The sequence below is a fragment of the Mycoplasma sp. 6934 genome, from assembly GCF_055523595.1.
Map to the genome: position 1 here is coordinate 509,893 of NZ_JBVFVE010000001.1, position 19,467 is coordinate 529,359.

Sequence of the window (19,467 nt, forward strand, 5' to 3'; positions counted from 1 at the left end):
AATATCAAAAAAATGATATAATAAAAATGCCTTATATATATTATTTAAGGCAAATTAGTTAATTTATTTATTACGTAAACAATATTTAAAAGGAGTATGTTCATGAACATAAATAAATTTTATAAAAATTTTATTAAATTTATAAAAGGGAACAACAAAACGTAGAAGTTGAAATTACATATGTGAAACAAAACTAAGAAAAAAAGTTTATAAAGTATTTTCTGGCAACTTTTGTCCTAGCTATTTTGACTGCATCTTTGCTTGGAGTTTACTTTTATGAAGTTAAAACAATTGAAAAATCTCGTTTAATTTCTGAGCACACCTATTGAAACAATGATAAAAATGCTTGGACCAAAGAAGGTGTAAGTCCAAGACTATTTTTTATAGATGAAGATAAAATCCTAGATAAGGATAAGGATAGTTATTCTAGATGAAAAGAAAATAGTCAAGAAAACGAATTTAATTATCTTTCTAGTGACATTGTATATAAGTATTTTAATAATATTAATTATGATAGTGTAAATAAACTAAAATGACAAACAGACAATTTAAAACTAACAAGCTATTTAATAAAAAATCAAAAACAATTTATTCAGTTATTACAAAAACATAATCCAAGAAAATACCAAAATAAAGAAAAAATAATTCAAGAACATATTGACTTATTAGATAAAGTTAATTTTGATACACAAGATATTGTAATTTTAAATAATTATTTATATAAAAAAATTTCAGAATCAGATAACAGAGAAAAAGGTTTAAATATCAAAAGCTTTGCTTTTGATAAGGCAGCACAGCAACTAAATATTAAATTCAATTTTAATAATAGTTATCGATTCTTCATATTTCATTCAGACAAAAAATTAGGTGGAAATGCATCTGTTGGTGCTGACGATTGGTTTAAAACTTATTTTTATTAAATGGAAATGTCACATGCAAGTTTTTTTGCATGTGACATTGTTTTTGTCTGCCTTGTAATAAAATAGTTGTATTAATAAATTTTAAAAAAATGAAAGGAGACTTTAAAATTATATGAAAAATTTAGAAAAATATATTTGTGTTTTTGACAAATATCGAAAAGAAAATAAATATCAACATTTTAAAATCGAAGAGAATCATAATACTATCTTGAAAATGCAAGGAGCTCTTGGAACACAACGAAAATTACGATCAGATCAAATCGATCTAGAACAACTTTATAATATTTTACAAGAACTTTCTGAAGGCTTCTCAATCCAAGAAGTAGCCAAGATTTTTAACAGAGACATTCGAAGTATAAAAAGCAAAATTAAAATTATTACAAATCGCAGACCACTTAGTTTAGATAAACAAAATCGCTATGTTTGTCCTAAGTGTTCAAAAAGAGTAATGCGGGTTAAAACCCTTAATTTTAGCAAGCTATACGAACATTTATCAGGATATTCATTTTCGCGACTCTTTTTTGTAAGTGATACAATTAAAGAGAAATGAAAGGCCTACAGAAAATATTGGTATAGTGAGCTTAATACATACAATAAAAATAGAAATAAAAAGAATTTGCAGCAAAAAGAAGTTAAGAAATCAGTTACCTATCTTGTGAATTCTTTTAAAAAATTATCCCCTGATGAATTTGCTCCCTCACCTAGTACAATTTATAAAATAATTAAAAAATACCCTTATTTTTAGACAGGGAAGAAATATTCGGACAAAATCCGAATATTTTTAATATAAAGAAAAAGAGGTAGTTATGAGACATTTAAAGACTAAAGAATGAATTAAAATTTTTGACTTATACGATAAATACTTGAACCTGGGAATAACCAAAGCAGAATTTGAAAATTTCTGTTTTGACATCAGAAAAGCATACTGAAACAAAGAATCAATGAAAAATATGTTAAAGAAAAGAAAACTGTATAATTTAAATATGAACATAGAATCACAAAGCGGTAAATCACCCAAGAAAGATAAAGGTGTTGGGAGAAAGAAAAAGAAAGTTCTCGATTATACATGAATTAATACTCTTAAAGATGATGAAAAAGATGCAGTTATAAAATACTACTATCGAATTTTTAATGAAAATAATATTGATGCAGATATTAAAAATATTAAAGAAATTGAAAATCTTTCATCAAAATACAAGGCAAAAATTTTTTTAATAGCAAGATCCACATATTATGAGAAATTGAAAGATAACAACAAAGCTAAAGAGATAAATGTCAAACACAAAGAAATAATTTTTAAAAGTTTTGTCGAAAATAAAGAAAGGTATGGACGAAGGAGGCTTGCTAAATATATTTTCCAAGAATATAATATTCAAATAAATCCTAGAACCCTTGGGAATTATATGAAAAAACTTAATTTAAAAACATTTGTTAGACAAAAACGTAAAAACAAAGAATCTAAAAATACTTGTGTTAAAGTGCCTGATTTAGTAAAACGAGATTATAATTCAATCAACAATAATATATATGCAACAGACGTGACCTACATACCAGCACCAAAAGACATTGAGCAAAATCATATTTATTTATCCGCAATTATCGACCATAAAACTAAGTTTGTGACCTATGAATTATCACTTAGAAATGATACCGAACTAATTTTGAATAATATCAGTAATACAAAATTCAAAAAAAATTTTATTTTACATTCTGACCACGGATCTGCTTATTCGTCGGTTGAATATACTAAAAAAATAGAATTGCTAAAAGGTAAAATATCAATGTCAAGAATTGGCAATAGTTTAGACAACCGTGAAATTGAATATTTCTTTTCAATTCTTAAAAGCGAGATTTTTCCAAATTTTGATCAAACCTGTAAAAAGCTTACTTTTATTGAATTATCACAAAAAATCAAAGAATTTATAAACTGATATAATTATAAAAGAATAAGATAAAAAAACCTTCCCAAAGCATTCCGTTTGGCTTAGCCAAATGGTATGGTTGGGGAAGGTAAAACCGTCCGAAAAAAATTTCCCAGTTTATTTCCTTGAATTTGACCACATTGTTAAAAAATCTGAAGGAAAATATGGCATAAGGAAGAAGAAGCAAACCAAACCTAAAACATTAAAATATGCAACAGAAATTTCGAAACGTCCAGCTTATATTAATGATCGCTCTGAACACGGCCATTTTGAATTAGACACCGTTATTGGTAAAATCAATGACGCATATTGTATTGTAACCATAATTGAACGGCAAACCAGAATGTCTTATGCTATGCTCTCAAAACGCAACTCCAAAGCTATCAAACAAACTCTTATCAAACTAATCAAGAAACATAACTTAGACATTAAAACTTTAACTGTTGATAATGGTAGTGAAAATTTCTTATTGCACGAGGTAATTCCAACTGAAAGATTATTTAAATGCCAACCATATAGTTCATGACAAAAAGGTTCAATAGAAAATATGCACCGCTTAATTAGGTATTACATTCCCAAAGGAAAAAGCTTAGATAAATACTCTCAGCAAGAAATTGATTATATGATGGATAAAATAAATAACTATCGGCAAGTTGTAAGCCAATATAAGATAACCTAAGAAATTTTTAATCCCCCGCCTTTGATTGCAATCAAAGGGGCCTTACTTTTGGCAAAAGTAAGCAAAACCGACGAGAAAACACTGCCGTGTTTTCTGTTTTAGCATACATTTTTTATGTAAAAATTATGTTAAAATTAAAAGACAATTATTTTGTTAACATCTCGCAAGTGACTTTTCCAAAAAACATAAAATTAAAACGCAATTATTTTGTTAATATCTCGCAAGTGACTTTTCCAAAAAACATAAAACTTATTTTTTAATTATTGATAAAACAAACATTCAAAATGTTGATGATTTAAATATTAATTTTGAATATGAATAATATCTTAGTAATAAGAAAATTGAACGATTGGAGCAAATAGACATAACAATATTCAGAAGTATCTGAATATTGTTATTCTTTTACTTTCTTATAATAGATATTATTTATTTTCAAAATATTCTTTAATTTTTAATGCTAACTTATTTCCAACAACATTGGCTATTTCTGATATTGGTGCATTTTTTATTTTTTTGATATTAGAAAATGCTTGCAGTAATTTATTTTCTATATTTTTACCAATTCCAGGTATTTGCAAGAGTAGTGAATTGTTAATTTTGTTGTTACGTGTTTTATTTAAATATTCTTTTGCTTTTTTATCTACTAAGAACTGAATATTGCTTAAAAAATTGAAAGTACTAATTGATAATTCTAAAGTTATATTTTGATCATTAATAACTTTACTTGTTTGATGCTTTTGGTTTTTAACTAAACCAATTACCTTATTGTTAAAATTATAATTCTTTAAAGCTTCTTTAATTTCGTTAATTTGACTAATTGCTCCATCAGCAACAAAAAGATCATTTTGATTAATTTTATCATGATTTACTTTTAAAAATTGAAGTGTATTTAAATACATATATTTTAAATCATCTTCAGTACTAAATTTTTGAATATCTTTTTCCAAAGACCATTTAAATACTTTGGGTTTTGAGCTAGATTTTAAGTTAAAACTTAATACAACACCCACTCCATCTTTTGATTTTTCAAATGAATTATCAAAGATATAAATATTTTGGATTAAATCTTGATAGCCTAACTTAAGGCTTAATTCTTGTAAAATATTTTCATTTATATTTAAACCTAAGGATTGATATTTTTCTTCAATATTATCTCTTAAGTTATTTAAAATTTTTTGATTTATGCCAACTTTTGGATAACTAATTATTTTCTGCATTTCATTATTTATAATTAAGTCTAAAGATTCTAATTCATTATTTAAATAAAGTTTTTTAGGGATAATTTTATCTTTATAATAATTATTTAAAAAGTATTCTAAAAATTCTTGTAATAATCCATTAAATTCATAATATTTAATACTTATATTTGTGACTATCCCATAATTATATGTTTTGAGGGCTATAAATATTAATTGATTAATTTGTTTAACATAAATATAATCAATTAAACTAATTTTATGAATTTCTGTAATCTGAGGCATTTTTGTTTTAATTAAAAAATCTTGTGCTTTTTTATACATTAATGCATTTTGAAAATCTAATTTAGATGCAAACTCATTTTCTAATTCTTGTAATTTTTGATTAAAATTATTATTTTTAAATTCAAAAATACTTTTTATTTCGTTGAATATATTTTTGGCTTCTTCTAAACTTTGGCTAGTAATCAAAAATCCGTTTTTATATGTATAAATGCTCTTAAATACGTTAATAAAGTTTTTATGATCATCATTATAAAATAAAGGTCCAAAATAATAATTTGTATCAGGATCATTATTTTTAAATACTTTTGAATTAAAACTGAAATTAATCAAGTTCTTTTTATTAATACTTATTTTAATATAAGGATTTTTTTGCGAATTTACAAGCTTAATGTTATATTTTGGTTTATACTCTTTAATCATTTTCTCTTCAAGATGTAATGCATCACGTTCATTAAGAGTATAAACGATTTCAAAGTCTGCTAATTCTTGAAACATTTTGGTAGTTTTATATGAATTTTCCAATCCTTGTAAATATTGTTTTAATCTTTTTTTAATGTTTTTTGCTTTTCCAATATAAATAATATTACCAGTTTCATCTTTTCATAAATAAATCCCTGGTTTATTTGCTACTGCATTCACTTTTTCATGTAATTCTAAAGAAAAATCATTCATAATAAAATTATACAAAAAACAAAGCGTTGCTTTGTTTTTTATGATTCATTTTCTCATTCAAATTCAAACCCGTAAATTGATACAGTATCACCAGGGGTTATATCTCTTTTAATTAATTCATCTCAAACACCCATTTTTTTAAGAATATTATTAAAACGAACTAAATTATCATAAGTATTAATTGGAATTTTATTATATAACTCTTCGACTTTTTTACCACTTATTATAAAATGTCCCTTATAAGGGCTTGCAATTTTAAAATCTGGTTCATATTCAATAACTTTAATTTTTTCTTCTGTTTTTTCGATAGTTGCATGTGCATATTGCTTAACTAAATTTGCTAATTTAGCTTTAACTATTTCAAGGTTTTGCCTAAAAATAGCTGAAATTTCAATGATTTCTATATCTGGGTATGTTTGTTTAAATTTGGCAATATTATCTTGAAAAACATCCATATCAGATTTATTTGCAATTACAATTTGAGGTTTTTCTTCCAGTTTTAAATTATAAGAGCTAAGTTCATTATTAATTGTTTGATAATCAATGACAGGATCTTTATCAACTGATCCAAAATCAATAATATGAGCAATAATTCGACATCTTTCGATATGTTTTAAAAATTGTATTCCTAAACCTTTTCCTAGTGAAGCTCCTTTAATAAGCCCTGGTAAATCAGCAATTGTAAATGAATCATCATGATATTTAACCATTCCAAGTTGGGGAACTAAGGTAGTAAATTCATATTCAGCTACTTTTGCATTTGCATTAGAAATTGCATTTAAAAAAGTTGATTTACCAGCAGAAGGTTTACCAACTAACCCAACATCAGATAAAATTTTCAAAACTATTTTAGCCTCATATTTTTCCCCAGGCATCCCATTTTCAGCTATTTTAGGTGCGGTGTTTTTGGCTGTTTTGAATTTATTATTACCCCGCCCCCCTTTTCCACCATTTGCTACTAAATATGGTGTATTTGCCTCAATTACGTCGGCAATTAATTTTTCACCATTATATACTAAAGTTCCAATTGGAACTTTAATGTAGGTATCTTTAGCATTAGCTCCATATAAGTTTTTAGGGCCTCCATTAACACCATCTTCTGCTTTAATATGTTTATTTTTATAAAAACTTAGTAAAGTATTTTTTCCATGGTCTCCTACAAAATAAATATGACCACCACGGCCTCCGTCACCCCCATCAGGCCCACCTTTATCTACGTGGGCTTCGCGGCGGAAAGAAATCATTCCATTTCCGCCTTTACCGCCTTGTAATGAAATTGTTATTTCATCAATAAATCTTGCCATTTGTTTCTCCTTCTATAATATGATATCAACTTTTTAATTTACTTAATTATACTTATAATATCATATTATATATTATTTAAGTTATATATTATATATATAGTTATTTTAGGTTATAATTAGTTAACTATGTATAAACACAAAGAAGTTGAACAAAAATGGCAAGCAATTTGAGAAAAAACTCAAGCTTTCAAAACAACAAATAATCATGATAAGAAATTTTATGCTTTAGATATGTTTCCATATCCCTCAGCAGCAGGGCTGCATGTTGGTCATCCTGAAGGTTATACAGCTACTGATATTGTAGCTCGTTATAAACGTTTAAATGGTTTTGATGTCCTTCATCCAATTGGGTGAGATGCCTTTGGTTTACCCGCTGAGCAATATGCCTTAAAAACTGGTAACCATCCAGCAACTTTTACACAAGATAATATTAAAACTTTTAAAAAGCAACTTAAAAGTCTTGGAATATCATTTGACTGAGATAAAGAAATTGATACAACTGATCCAAAATATTACCAATGAACACAATGAATTTTTAAAAAGTTATACGAACAAGGCCTTGCCGAAATTAAAGAAATTGATGTTAACTGGTGTGAAGAACTTGGAACTGTCTTAGCTAATGAAGAGGTTATAACTGATGAAAATGGTCAACGAGTTAGTGAGAGAGGCAATTTCCCAGTTATTCGTAAACCAATGAGACAATGAGTCTTAAAAATCACTGCATATGCTGAAAAACTTTTAGAAGGATTAAAAGATGTTGATTTTTCAGAATCACTAAAAACATTGCAAGAAAACTGAATTGGAAAATCTGTCGGACATATTGTTAAATTCAAATTAGAAAATTCAGATGATTTTATTGAAGTTTTTACCACAAGAATTGATACAATTTTTGGAGTAAGTTTTTTAATTGTTGCTCCCGAACATGATATTATTAAAAGAGTTAAAAACCAAAAAGAAGTAAATGAATTCTTAGAATATGCTAAAACAATTAGTGATCGAGACAGGATTTCAAATAATAAAGAGAAAATAGGTGTATACACTGGTTTAAATGTCATTCATCCAATTACTCAAGAAGTTTTACCAATTTGAACATCTAATTATGTTTTAAATACTTATGGAACTGGGGCAATTATGGGTGTTCCAGCCGAAGATGAACGCGATCAAGAATTTGCTACTAAATATAACTTAGCTGTACCTTCGATTCTTCCAACTAAAAACTTTGGCATAATTGATTTAGTTAATTTTGAAAAGCAATCTAAACAAGAACGGACAATTTTAGTTTTTAATTTATTAAAAGAACAAAACTTAGCACAAAGTCAAATATCATATAAACTAAGGGATTGAATTTTCTCGCGCCAAAGATATTGAGGAGAACCTTTTCCAGTTTACTTTGATGAAGATAACAATATTTACTTAGAAGAAAATATTGTTGAATTGCCATATATGGAAAATATTAAACCATCACTAACTGGTGAATCACCACTTGCTAATAATAGAGAATGGTTATATTTTGAACGTAATGGTAAAAAATACCGCAGAGAAACAAATACCATGCCGCAATGGGCAGGTAGTTCATGATATTTCTTAGCCTATATTTTAAAAAATTCAGATGGAACATATTTAGATATCCAAAGTAAAGAAGCATATCAAAGATTTCAAAAATGGCTTCCCGTTGATTTATATATCGGTGGACAAGAACATGCTGTTGGGCATTTAATCTATTCTAGATTTTGACATAAATTTTTATATGATATAAATATTTTGCCAGTATCTGAGCCTTTTATGAAGGTAGTTAATCAAGGAATGATTTTGGGACCTGATGGGCAAAAAATGTCTAAAAGTAGGGGTAATGTCATTAACCCGGATGATATTGTTAATGAATATGGCGCTGATACTTTACGGGTTTATGAAATGTTTATGGGCCCATTAACTGATACGAAAGAATGAAGTGTGAGTTCAATTAAAGGTATTCGTAAGTGGTTAGACCGTGTTTTTGTGATTATTGAAAAATTTGCTTTAAATCCTACTTTAATTGATGATTCATATGAAGATGAAGAATTTAATTCAGTATGACAAGCAACAATTAAAGAAGTAGCCGAAGCAATCGATCAATTAAAATTTAATATTGCAATTAGTAAACTTATGGTCTTTATTAATGCTTTATATAAAGTAACAAAATTAAATAACCTTCAACCTTTAGTTGATTTCTTGATTATGCTTTCAACACTAGCTCCACATATTTCTGAAGAATTATTAGAACTTTTAGACAAAAAACAAATAAAAGACCAAATTTGGCCTTTATATAATCAATCACTAATCAAAGAATCAATAGTTAAAGTAGTTGTGCAAGTTAATGGAAAAGTTCGGGCTATTATTGAAAAAACTGCAGATATAGATGATCAGCAAATTATTGCTTTAGCTCAAAACCATCCAAATGTACAAAAATTTATAGAAGGCAAAGAAATTAAACACAAAGAATTTATTAAAGGTAAAATTATTATTTTTAATGTTTAATCAATAATGATTTATTTAGATTTAGGTAATACAACTTTAAAAATAGGTTTTCAAACACAAGATAATAAAACAATTGTGAAGGTTTTAAATGTTAAATTAATTTCATATAAATTAATTAAAGAAATCTTGGATAATTTTAGTCATAAAATAAAAAAAGCATGATTATGTAGTGTAAATTTAAAATATACAAATAAATTAATAAACATTATAACACGACTAAAAATTAAGATTCAGTTAATTAACCATCAATTTATATTTAAAAACCTTACTTTAGAATTAAACCCTTTAATTAAATTTAAAGAAGTAGGAATTGATATTTTATTAAATACTTATTTAATTGCCAATAAGTATCAATCTGCTATTTTAGTTTCGCTTGGCAGCGCAACTGTTATTACCCAAATTATTGATAAAACTCTTGAAGGAGTAATCTTACTTCCGGGTATTAAGCAAGGTGTAAAATCATTCTTTGAAAATATTTCATTAATAAATAAGCAAGATTTAAATTATCAAATAGCAAAATCATTAGCTACTAATACTAAAGATGCATTATCAATTGGTATAATTAATGGTAATTATTACGGTATTATCGGTTTGATAAATGATATAAATAGAATAAATTTGCCAGTTTTTTATACTGGTGGTGATTTAAAATATTTTCAAAAATTCAACTTAACCAATATTATTTTACATAGTGTAATTGAAGCAATGATTTTAATTGCTTCAAAATATACTTAAAATATTTTATTATTAAAAAACTTTTTAATATGGAGGATTATGAAACGATTAGTAAGTGGTATTAAGCCAACTGGATCCCTAACATTAGGTAACTATATTGGGGCTATTAAAAACTTTGTAAAATTGCAAAATGAGTACGAATCCTACATCTTTGTTGCTGATTTACATGCTTTAACAACTGGTAAAGTTAACCCTAATGAATTAAAGGGCACTCGAGAAGCCATAGTCGCTTTATATGCAGCTTGTGGCCTAGATTATGAAAAAAATGTAATTTTTTACCAATCACAAATTTTAGAACATGCTCAAATGCAATGGTTATGTAGCTCTGAAACTACTTTAGGTGAATTAAAGCGTATGACACAATTCAAAGATCAAGCCTCAAAATTAAAGCAAGCTAATGGTACTGAAAAAATCCCAACAGGTTTATTAACATACCCAGTTTTAATGGCTGCTGATATCCTACTGTATAATCCTGATGTTGTACCAGTTGGAGAAGATCAAATTCAGCATTTAGAATTGACCCGAAATATTGCACAAAGATTGAATAAGAATTACAAAACGAACCTAAAAATTCCTCAAGCAATTTTGCCTAAAATTGGTGCCAAAATTAAATCCTTAACTGACCCAAATACAAAAATGTCAAAAAGTGAAAGGGGCACTAAATCAACTATTTATTTATTAGAAGATCCCCAAAGCGCTTATAATAAAATTTTAAAATCTGTTACTGATTCAGAAAATAAGATCTATATTTCGGAAGCTAAACCAGGTATTTTAAATTTATTAAATATTTATGCTTCACTTAATGATTTATCTTTAGCAGAAGCTGAAGAGAAATTTAAAGATGCTAATTACAAAGACTTTAAAGAAGCAGTTGCCCAAAGTGTTAAAGATTTATTAAGCCAAATTCAAAGCAAATACCAAATTTATTTACAACAAGTTAACCATATTACTAAATTAGGAGCTTTAAAAGCTCAAAAAATCGCAAAACAAACTATAAATAATTTACAAAACAAAATTGGACTTTACGGAGGTGAAAATGAAAGCAAATAAACAATTAAACCATACTACATCACATTTACTAGCTGCTGCTATTGAAAGATTATATCCTGGTGTAAAACTGGGATTTGGACCAGCAACTGAAGAAGGTTTTTACTATGATTTTGAATTTATTGATCCACTTAGTGATACAGAACTAACTAAAATTGAAAAATTAATGAAAAAACTTGCTTTACGTAATTTAGTTATGAAACAAGTAAGCATTGATAAATATAGTTTTGAAAATAAACCATATAAAAAAGAATTATATGATGAATTAGTAAAGCAAAATAAAACCATTACTTTTTATTCACTAGTAGATCCACAAAATAATGAAGTTATTTTCACAGATCTGTGTGCTGGGGATCATGTTCAAGATACCAAGAATATTAAACATTTTAAATTACTTCATTTAGCTGGAGCATATTGACGTGGCAATTCTGATAATATTCAATTAACTAGAATTTATGGAACTTCTTGAGAATCAAATGCTGAATTAGAAGAATTTTTAGCAATTTTAAAAGATCGCAAGGAACGAGATCACCGTAAAATTGGTAAAGAAATGAAGTTATTTACCTTTAATAAGTTAGGTGGACAAGGTTTACCTTTTTGGTTAGAAGATGGGATGTACATTCATAATGAAATTAAAAACCTAGTATTACAAAAAGATCGTGAATATGGTTTTACTGAAGTTTTAACACCTCATTTTGGAGAAGAAGAACTTTACCAAATTTCAGGTCATTTAGCTCATTATAAAGATGATATGTTTAAACCTATTGTGGTTGAAAATGAAAGGTTAATTCCTCGTCCGATGACATGCCCACACCATATTTTATGTTATAAAAGTGAAAAGCGTTCATACCGTGATCTGCCAATTCGTTACTCTGAACAGTCCCAGCTATATCGCTATGAAAAATCAGGTGCTTTAACTGGTCTTGAAAGAGTGCGTGGTATGCTGTTAACTGAAGGGCACTTATTTGTACGAAAAGACCAAATTTCTGAAGAATTTAAATCAATGTATCAACTTATTAAAGAAACTTTAGAATCTTTTAACATCCAAATTAGTTATGTTTCTTTATCATTAAGAGATCCAGAAAATAAAGATAAGTATTATGATGATGAAACGATGTGAAACGAAGCTGAAACACAACTTCGCAATGTATTAGATGAATTAAATGTAAAATATGAAGCAAAATTAGGTGAAGCAGCTTTTTATGGTCCTAAAATGGATATTCAAATTTATACTGCCTTAGGACATGAAATTACAGTTTCAACCTTACAATTAGACTTTTTATTACCTAAAAAATTCGCCATGAGTTTTATAAATAAAAATAACCAAGAAGAAACACCAGTATTAATTCATCGTGGCTTAATTGGAACTTATGAAAGATTTGTTGCTATTTTATTAGAACAAACTAAAGGTGTATTACCATTTTGACTTGCACCAAAGCAAATTACGATAATTCCAGCCACAAACTTTGATGAAGATGTTCACTATGCTAAGTTAATTAATACTAAACTCTTTAGCCTTGGATTTAGGTCAAAAGTAAATTTATCTGCGGAACGTTTAAATAAAAAAATTAGAGAAGCACAAATTTCTAAATCAAAAATCCAACTTATTTTAGGTGAAAAGGAACGATTATATAACACTGTAAATTATCGCGAATATGGCAAAGATAATTCTACTACACTCCCATTAAATGAATTTATAAGTTATATTACTGATTTAAAGGTAAATAAAAAATAATGTTAAAAAAAACAAATCCACAAAAACTTTTAAATAAAATATTTTTTGTTACCTTTTTTTTAATGACAATTGCTACTTTATTAATAAGTGACAAATTAATTCCTTGACAAATAATTTTTAATTCTAGTTATGAATTAAAAATTCCTTATCGTATTCTACTTAGTTTTTTGTATACAGCGGGCTTTTTAGTAAGCAGTTTTCTACTCGCTTACTACAATAAATTAAAAGTTATTTATTTACAAATTATTGCTTTTATAATTGGCGTTACAATGACATTATTTTGAATGCCCTTATACAAACCAACTGACAAAGAACCGATACTAATTTGAACTTGATATAAATATGATATTATTACAGTTTTTGCAATTTATATTTTTATCTTTGGCCTTGTAAAATATTTAGCAACCTTTGAAAATATTAATAAATTAAGAGCAAAATATAGTAAAAATAACAATTAAATAATCAACAATCAATAACTTAATTGTTGATTATTTTTTATACAAATATTTATAGGTTTAATAAACATTATGAAATTTTAGTAATCTATGATGCCGCTTTATATATTAAGAAAATAATTTACGTAAAACTTACTATTAATATATATTATTTTTTACCATTATAGGCTTTTATATAGTAAAATTATAATATAGCAGTTTTGAATAATAGTTAATAACTATTTATACATAAAGAATTAAATTATGTTTATGAGATTTAATAAATTTATGTGCTTGCAAGTACACTTGTACATGTATTAAATAAATATAAAGGTATAAAAATTTTAAAAAATAGTTACATGTTTATTTTTGTAACAAATAGGAGTAAGAAATGACTAAAATCAAAAAAATATTAATTTCAGCCAGTGGCATTGTATTTCCTCTTAGTTCTTTATCTTGTTCATCCATTGATTCAGAACCCAATACTCAAGAAGATCATAACATGTTTAAAACTTAGTTAGAAAATAAAGTGTATGAAATTCATGGCCAAGTTCGAGCAAAACTAAACACCATAGGTTCTGTTAATAGTTTATATGTACCATCAATATCTTCTTATAAACAAAAAATTGATGAAAAAAATGGCTCTGGATATGAATTTAAGTTTTTTAACCATGTAACTAACCCACTTTATGGCACACAAGATACAAGTAAACTTATTAAAATATCTACAAAAGATGAATTTGAGAATCTAATTATAAAAAGATATCAAGATTTACATACTCTAGAAAACTATAAGCCTACAGAGGCAGAAATTATATCTGAATTTGAAAAATCTTTTTTAAATTATAAAAATGTTTATCAACATCTTGAAAATAATGATCTTTATATTTTATATGCTCATCATAGCGGTGCATTTTACTATCTTGCTGCTCCATTTATAACTGAAGATTCAGTAGAATTAACATTACTTATTAATAATCTTTCAGGTTATGTAAATACCATCAGAAAAAGTGCTCAAGCATGAAAAGTTTTTAGTTTACCAAAGAAACAAAATTTTAAGCTAAATACTTATTTTATTGATAATAAATTTACCCATAGTATGCCCCTTGAAAAAGCGAATGAATATTACGAAAAACTCAATAAATGATACAGGGAGGAATTTATAAAATATTATTAATAATAGTGATTCTATAAAAAACATTTGCAATTAAAATTGCAAATGTTTTAATATCTATTATTGCTTAATTTGTTTTAAAGTAGTTAATCCATTTTCATTTTGAATTAAGAATTTTTCAAATTTACTATAAGTAGCATTTGTAGCCCTTTGAGTTGTTACCGCTCTTTGGGTTGGGAGAGTTATTTCTTGATCAATTAATTCATCATTGGTTGCTTTACCATCATTATTCTTATCAATTCATAAATGGATAGTTGAATTATCTTTAACATCAATAAATTCTTTAGTTATATAACTTAAATAATTTGCACTATATCCAACATCATCAGGATAAATACGTTTATTAATTTGAGTTTGGCGGTCTTTTGTAATTTTTAAATTTTGATCATCTGCTATTTCATAAAGAGAAGCACCTTCATCATAATTAGACTTACCAAAAAAGTTAAAAGCATTGCTATAGTCAAATTTAACCTGGTTATAAATCTGATCATTTGTTTTTAAAACTAAACCATCTACTTTTTTACTAGAGTCAATAAAACCACTAAATCTAAGCAATGTAGGGTAGCTAGTACTTGTCATTTCTAAGCCTTGTTCGCTATTTGAGGTTTCACTATAAGTATAAATTTGACTTATTGTTTTACCATATCCCATGGTTTCTAAGAATAATTTATAAAATTCATTAGCTCTATTTTTAGTTTTTTCAGGTGGTAATTCAGTGATTTGATTTATCTCATTTAGATACCTAAATTTATTAATATCAAATATAGAATTAGGCATAGCAGTGGCATTAAACTTAGGAGAATTATCGTAAAGATTAACACCTTCACCGTTTTGAAATCAACCTTGCCTGATTGGTGAATCAAAATTGTTCAAATAAGTATGGGATCAATCTTCAGCATTCCCTGATGGTGAAAAAGAACCAGAAACATAACCACTAGAATCTATATTGAAATATCAAGCACCAAACCAATTCACTGAATTTGGTTTGGTTTCTTCATTCATATATGATTTATTTTGATCGTTAATAGAAAAGTATGATTCATAAGCATACTTAGTGTATTCGCGAGGCACTAATTCAGTTAAGGAAAAGGTATATTTTAATCTTGGGGTATATGTGTAAAATGAACCACGGGGCGAAAAGAATAGTGGAGTTTCAGAAGTTGGATAATTTTTTAAATGGTTTGGAGTTTCTAATTCATTTGCTAAACGCCAAAGATCATTTACAGATAAATTTTGGAAAAGTAAATAGTCTTTTATTTCATTAGGAATACCAAATTTTTTCAATATCTCTGGATCAATGTAACCTTTTTTATCTATATCATAATTTAATAAACTATAAAAATAACTAGTAAAATACGAATTTCAAAATTGCCTTGCTCCGTGTGAATGTCCATCATTTGTATTATTTTGTGGAGGATTATAATATATTTCTGTTGTTTGGCGCTTATTTAAGTCTTTTGCTACTTCATTTTTCACATCTATTTTAGGATCTTCGATTAGTCCTATTTCAGCATAAACACTTGCCCAGTGGTGCATGTATTCATGGAAGATAGTTGGCATTAAAAAACCAATAATTTCATATAAATCAAATTGCTTATTTTGAGCCCCTGAACCATTCACAAAAATTCTACGGGAATCAGGCATGTATAATCCATTGGCATTTTCATCAATAACTTTATAATCATTTAATATTAGTGCCTGTAAATCTTTGATTTCTTGACCATAAGGAATTTTACGTTTAAATTCATGAACTAATATTAGCAAACCTTGTTTACCAAGTAGATAATTATATGTTTTTCCATCATCATTTGTATAACTATATTCTCGAAAGATAAGTTCAGTCTCAGGATCAAAATATTCTAGAAAGGGCTGTTTATCCCTTGTTCTTTCTTCTACTTTATCAAGGCTTGTATAAATGCTTTCATTTAGTTTTGCTAAGGATTGTTGTTTTTCTTCATTAGTAATATTAGCAGTTAAAAATACTTCATTTTCTGAAATAGGTAAAAAGTTATGTAATGGAACTAGTGGTTTTGCTTCATGTATTGGTTTATAAGGATCCTTCGATTCTTCTTGGCCCTTATATGCATTATTATCAATGGTGTTGTCACCAGTTGGTTCATTTTCAGTATCAATTTGATTAGTATTAGTTGAATCGCTATCACTAGTTTGGGTTTTACTCCCGGATTTATTATCATTTGGTTTTGAACCTTCTTGTGCATCAGATCCACTATTATTAGGTGGTTTAGGTTGTTGATCCACTTTTTCTGAATTATCTAAACCACTTGGTTTATTATCAGTACTATTGTTGGGTTTTTCTGATTCTGGTTGCTTCGTGACAGTTTTAGGATCTTCTGTTACTGGCTCTTTTGTCCCTGGGTTAGAAGATGTATTTTCTTCTCTTGGTGGATTAGGATTTACTGGTTCTTCTTGTTCTCTATTTTCAATAGGCGGGTTTGCAGCTACTATATCGTTTAATGTTGTAAATGAACGTTTGACATTAAATAATGTGTCATTGTTTACCTTAATGGTATCTAATAAATATGTAGTTCCTTTAGTTAATCCACTAATAGTAATTTTATATTCATTATCAGCTGGTTTGTTTAAACTTGAAACTATAAAATTATGAACTATATCATTAATTTTTACATTAAGTTGGTCATTTCCTTGTAGACCAGTAATTTTGGCGGTGAATTCAGCACTTGTTTGAGTTACTGTAATTGAACTAACATTTTGAATAATAAATTGTCTTTTTTGGGGCTTGGGCGCTGTACATGATACAGCAGTAATTGTTGAAATAGCAACTAAGTTAGTTGTTACTAATAAAAATTTACGTAATTTCATGATATTTCCCCTTAGTATATGTTTATTGTTTATAAATATCTTTTATTATATATATAATTTTATTATAAATACTGTAGAATAACTACTTTTTTGCACTACTTTTTTAATTTTTTGCCCAGACTGTTGGGGTTAATCATTTTTTTATTTTTTGATTTATATTATGGATTCCTTTGTTGCAAAAAAAGATAACGAAAAAACAAAGAAAAAAAATTTTTTTCTTCTTTGGCAACTAAATTGGAAAATTTATATATTTTTTGATATTTTTACTGTCTAAAAAATCAAGACATAATTATGTATATTATTAAATTAACTATAAAATTTCAAAATGATGCAAAAAGATTTTTAAACCCCCCGCCCTTGATTGCAATCAAGGGAGCCTTACTTTTGAAAAAGTAAGCAAAACTTCCAGAAAACACGTGCCCGTGTTTTCTATTTTTATTATTCTCTTTTTTATTAAAAAATATTAAAATTAATATGCATCAATTTTTATTTCATCATTGATGCTTCTGTGTAATGTTCGAAGTATCTCTAAATACTCGGCCATAATCTTATTGGCTTCAAGGTTATTTCCTTGTGCATTCACAGAGACACTATTAAACTTTGAGATGTATAATTCAAGAGTTTTAAAAAATGAGTTTGTTTTCTTATGGATAAATGCTAGTTTTCCAACGGCAGGGATAGAATAATCTAAACCTTTCTCAAGAGCTCACATTTCTGTAAAGCTTAGATATTTTCCATTAGGTTCTTTGGCAAAGTATTTTTTTCCATTATATTTAAAATACAAATTATCATCAGAAGAATGTACTAACACAACATCAGAATTATAAGGAAATATAATCCTTTTGTCATGCATATCGAAAGCTGCAAGGTTCTTACCTTGGTATCTAACAACACCATTTAAAACTTTTCTATTAATCTCTAAATCAACGGCTCAATTGCCGTTTTTCTTTCCTTCTTTTTGAAAGACATTATGTTTAGAAATTATTTTTTTATTCCTCGTGTTGTAATAATTTTGAAATACTTCGTTATGTTGCTTTAAATCATTAATATCTTTATATCCGTTTTCATGAATTAATAATGGGTATTGGTCTAATGATGTTCTAAAAGATCTCTCAACGTGTGGTTTATGTTTAGGATTAGAAGAACTGAGTACTTCTATTCCTTTTTTATTTAAATCTTTTTCAAAAATTGTTTGTGTGTTTTCATTTCCCCAAAAAGTTCTTCTTTTATCAGTATAAATTTTCTTTGGAAATCCATATTTCTTAAATACTATTTCCAACAGTCTTTGATATCCTAATGTTGTTTCTCGTTCCTCAAATCATGCTGCTAATAGTGTTCCAGTGGCAACATCAATTGCATGATAAAGATAGAATGGTTTATTATTTTTTAAATATGGTTCAAGCTGAGCATCGATTTCAACAATTTCACCAAATTCTAAATTTTTCTTTAGACCCAAAACTTGTCTTTGTTTTTCATTTTGTTTAATTTGTTTATAATATTTTTTTAATAGCAATGTTGTCTCTTGTGAAGTTTTCTTCTTTGATAATTTTGCTATTTTTCTTCCTCTTTTGGTTGTATGTATATTAAATAATCCTAATTAGTTGAATCTTCTTACCAAAGTTTTGTAAGAAATTTTTTGCCTTATAAAAAACCATATTCTGAATAATAATAACTTTTAAACGAAAGTTGGTTATTTGTTAGAACGCTATTTAAAATAATTTCACATGTTTTTAAATAATCTTTAAACACTAATTCAATTTCTGAATCGGTAACTTTGCAACTTCTTTTTTGATTTTTATTTTTATGACTGATGACAATTTCTTGATTACTTTTTATTATTTTTTTATATCTTTTTACAGTTGATACACTGAGCTTTGTAATTAAACTAAGTTGAGATAAAGATTTTTCAATATTAGCAGCAATTAATATGAGAGATTGCTGTTTTTTTAGTTCGTAGTTCGTTAAGTTTTTGTACTTATCTATGTTATGTTTGATTCTCATAAATAATT

At 26.9% G+C, this 19,467-nt stretch carries 16 protein-coding genes; 11 read left to right on the plus strand and 5 right to left on the minus strand.

Annotated elements, in window-relative coordinates; all coding sequences use genetic code 4:
* The first annotated feature begins 245 nt into the window (after positions 1 to 245).
* The 4 genes from AC0B4S_RS02270 to AC0B4S_RS02285 all read left to right on the plus strand — a co-directional run bounded on the left by AC0B4S_RS02270 (position 246) and on the right by AC0B4S_RS02285 (position 3,521).
* Entirely contained in the window at positions 246 to 920 is a 675-nt protein-coding gene (locus AC0B4S_RS02270) for a hypothetical protein (RefSeq protein ID WP_465101500.1), read from the plus strand.
* A gap of 112 nt (positions 921 to 1,032) precedes the next feature.
* Positions 1,033 to 1,665, plus strand: coding sequence for a hypothetical protein (locus tag AC0B4S_RS02275; protein WP_465101501.1), 633 nt, complete (start codon positions 1,033 to 1,035; stop codon positions 1,663 to 1,665).
* Positions 1,666 to 1,726: 61 nt separating this feature from the next.
* The gene (locus AC0B4S_RS02280; RefSeq protein WP_465101350.1) at positions 1,727 to 2,875 is read left to right on the plus strand and encodes an IS3 family transposase; all 1,149 of its coding nucleotides are present in this window, start codon (positions 1,727 to 1,729) and stop codon (positions 2,873 to 2,875) included.
* Positions 2,876 to 2,921: 46 nt separating this feature from the next.
* Positions 2,922 to 3,521 (plus strand): IS30 family transposase, encoded by a 600-nt coding sequence (locus tag AC0B4S_RS02285; RefSeq protein ID WP_465101502.1) that lies wholly within the window; start codon positions 2,922 to 2,924, stop codon positions 3,519 to 3,521.
* 422 nt (positions 3,522 to 3,943) lie between these two features.
* On the opposite strand, the gene AC0B4S_RS02290 is transcribed toward AC0B4S_RS02285, so the two are convergent.
* Together AC0B4S_RS02290 and obgE are read right to left on the minus strand one after the other, a co-directional pair.
* On the minus strand, positions 3,944 to 5,674 hold the full coding sequence (locus tag AC0B4S_RS02290) for a GIY-YIG nuclease family protein (RefSeq protein WP_465101503.1): 1,731 nt from the start codon (positions 5,672 to 5,674) through the stop codon (positions 3,944 to 3,946).
* A 38-nt stretch (positions 5,675 to 5,712) separates the two neighbouring features.
* Positions 5,713 to 6,978: a GTPase ObgE gene (gene obgE, locus AC0B4S_RS02295; RefSeq protein ID WP_465101504.1), complete on the minus strand. Its 1,266-nt coding sequence runs from the start codon at positions 6,976 to 6,978 to the stop codon at positions 5,713 to 5,715.
* Between the two features lie 126 nt (positions 6,979 to 7,104).
* On the opposite strand from obgE, the gene leuS reads away from it, so the two are divergent.
* From leuS to AC0B4S_RS02330, 7 genes are all read left to right on the plus strand, one after another.
* Positions 7,105 to 9,492 (plus strand): leucine--tRNA ligase, encoded by a 2,388-nt coding sequence (gene leuS / locus AC0B4S_RS02300; RefSeq protein ID WP_465101505.1) that lies wholly within the window; start codon positions 7,105 to 7,107, stop codon positions 9,490 to 9,492.
* 6 nt (positions 9,493 to 9,498) lie between these two features.
* Positions 9,499 to 10,227, plus strand: a complete 729-nt coding sequence (locus AC0B4S_RS02305; RefSeq protein ID WP_465101506.1) for a type III pantothenate kinase — start codon at positions 9,499 to 9,501, stop codon at positions 10,225 to 10,227.
* 39 nt (positions 10,228 to 10,266) lie between these two features.
* Positions 10,267 to 11,277 carry a tryptophan--tRNA ligase gene (gene trpS / locus AC0B4S_RS02310; RefSeq protein ID WP_465101507.1) on the plus strand — a complete coding sequence of 337 codons (1,011 nt, stop codon included), beginning with the start codon at positions 10,267 to 10,269 and terminating at the stop codon, positions 11,275 to 11,277.
* A complete protein-coding gene (gene thrS, locus AC0B4S_RS02315) occupies positions 11,264 to 13,009 on the plus strand; it encodes a threonine--tRNA ligase (protein ID WP_465101508.1) in 1,746 nt (581 codons plus the stop codon). The genes trpS and thrS overlap by 14 nt, the downstream gene beginning before the upstream one ends.
* The gene (locus tag AC0B4S_RS02320) at positions 13,009 to 13,467 is read left to right on the plus strand and encodes a hypothetical protein (protein ID WP_465101509.1); all 459 of its coding nucleotides are present in this window, start codon (positions 13,009 to 13,011) and stop codon (positions 13,465 to 13,467) included. Before thrS ends, AC0B4S_RS02320 begins: the two co-directional genes overlap by 1 nt.
* A 367-nt stretch (positions 13,468 to 13,834) precedes the next feature.
* Positions 13,835 to 13,960 carry a hypothetical protein gene (locus AC0B4S_RS02325; RefSeq protein ID WP_465101510.1) on the plus strand — a complete coding sequence of 42 codons (126 nt, stop codon included), beginning with the start codon at positions 13,835 to 13,837 and terminating at the stop codon, positions 13,958 to 13,960.
* 12 nt (positions 13,961 to 13,972) lie between these two features.
* Positions 13,973 to 14,620: a hypothetical protein gene (locus tag AC0B4S_RS02330; RefSeq protein WP_465101511.1), complete on the plus strand. Its 648-nt coding sequence runs from the start codon at positions 13,973 to 13,975 to the stop codon at positions 14,618 to 14,620.
* A gap of 57 nt (positions 14,621 to 14,677) precedes the next feature.
* Here the strand turns inward: AC0B4S_RS02330 and AC0B4S_RS02335 are convergent, their stop codons facing one another.
* From AC0B4S_RS02335 to AC0B4S_RS02345, 3 genes are all read right to left on the minus strand, one after another.
* Positions 14,678 to 17,458 (minus strand): MYPU_1760 family metalloprotease, encoded by a 2,781-nt coding sequence (locus tag AC0B4S_RS02335; RefSeq protein ID WP_465101512.1) that lies wholly within the window; start codon positions 17,456 to 17,458, stop codon positions 14,678 to 14,680.
* 469 nt (positions 17,459 to 17,927) lie between these two features.
* Entirely contained in the window at positions 17,928 to 18,971 is a 1,044-nt protein-coding gene (locus AC0B4S_RS02340; RefSeq protein ID WP_465101513.1) for a transposase family protein, read from the minus strand.
* Positions 18,972 to 19,099: 128 nt separating this feature from the next.
* Positions 19,100 to 19,459 (minus strand): hypothetical protein, encoded by a 360-nt coding sequence (locus tag AC0B4S_RS02345; RefSeq protein ID WP_465101514.1) that lies wholly within the window; start codon positions 19,457 to 19,459, stop codon positions 19,100 to 19,102.
* Positions 19,460 to 19,467 lie beyond the last annotated feature (8 nt).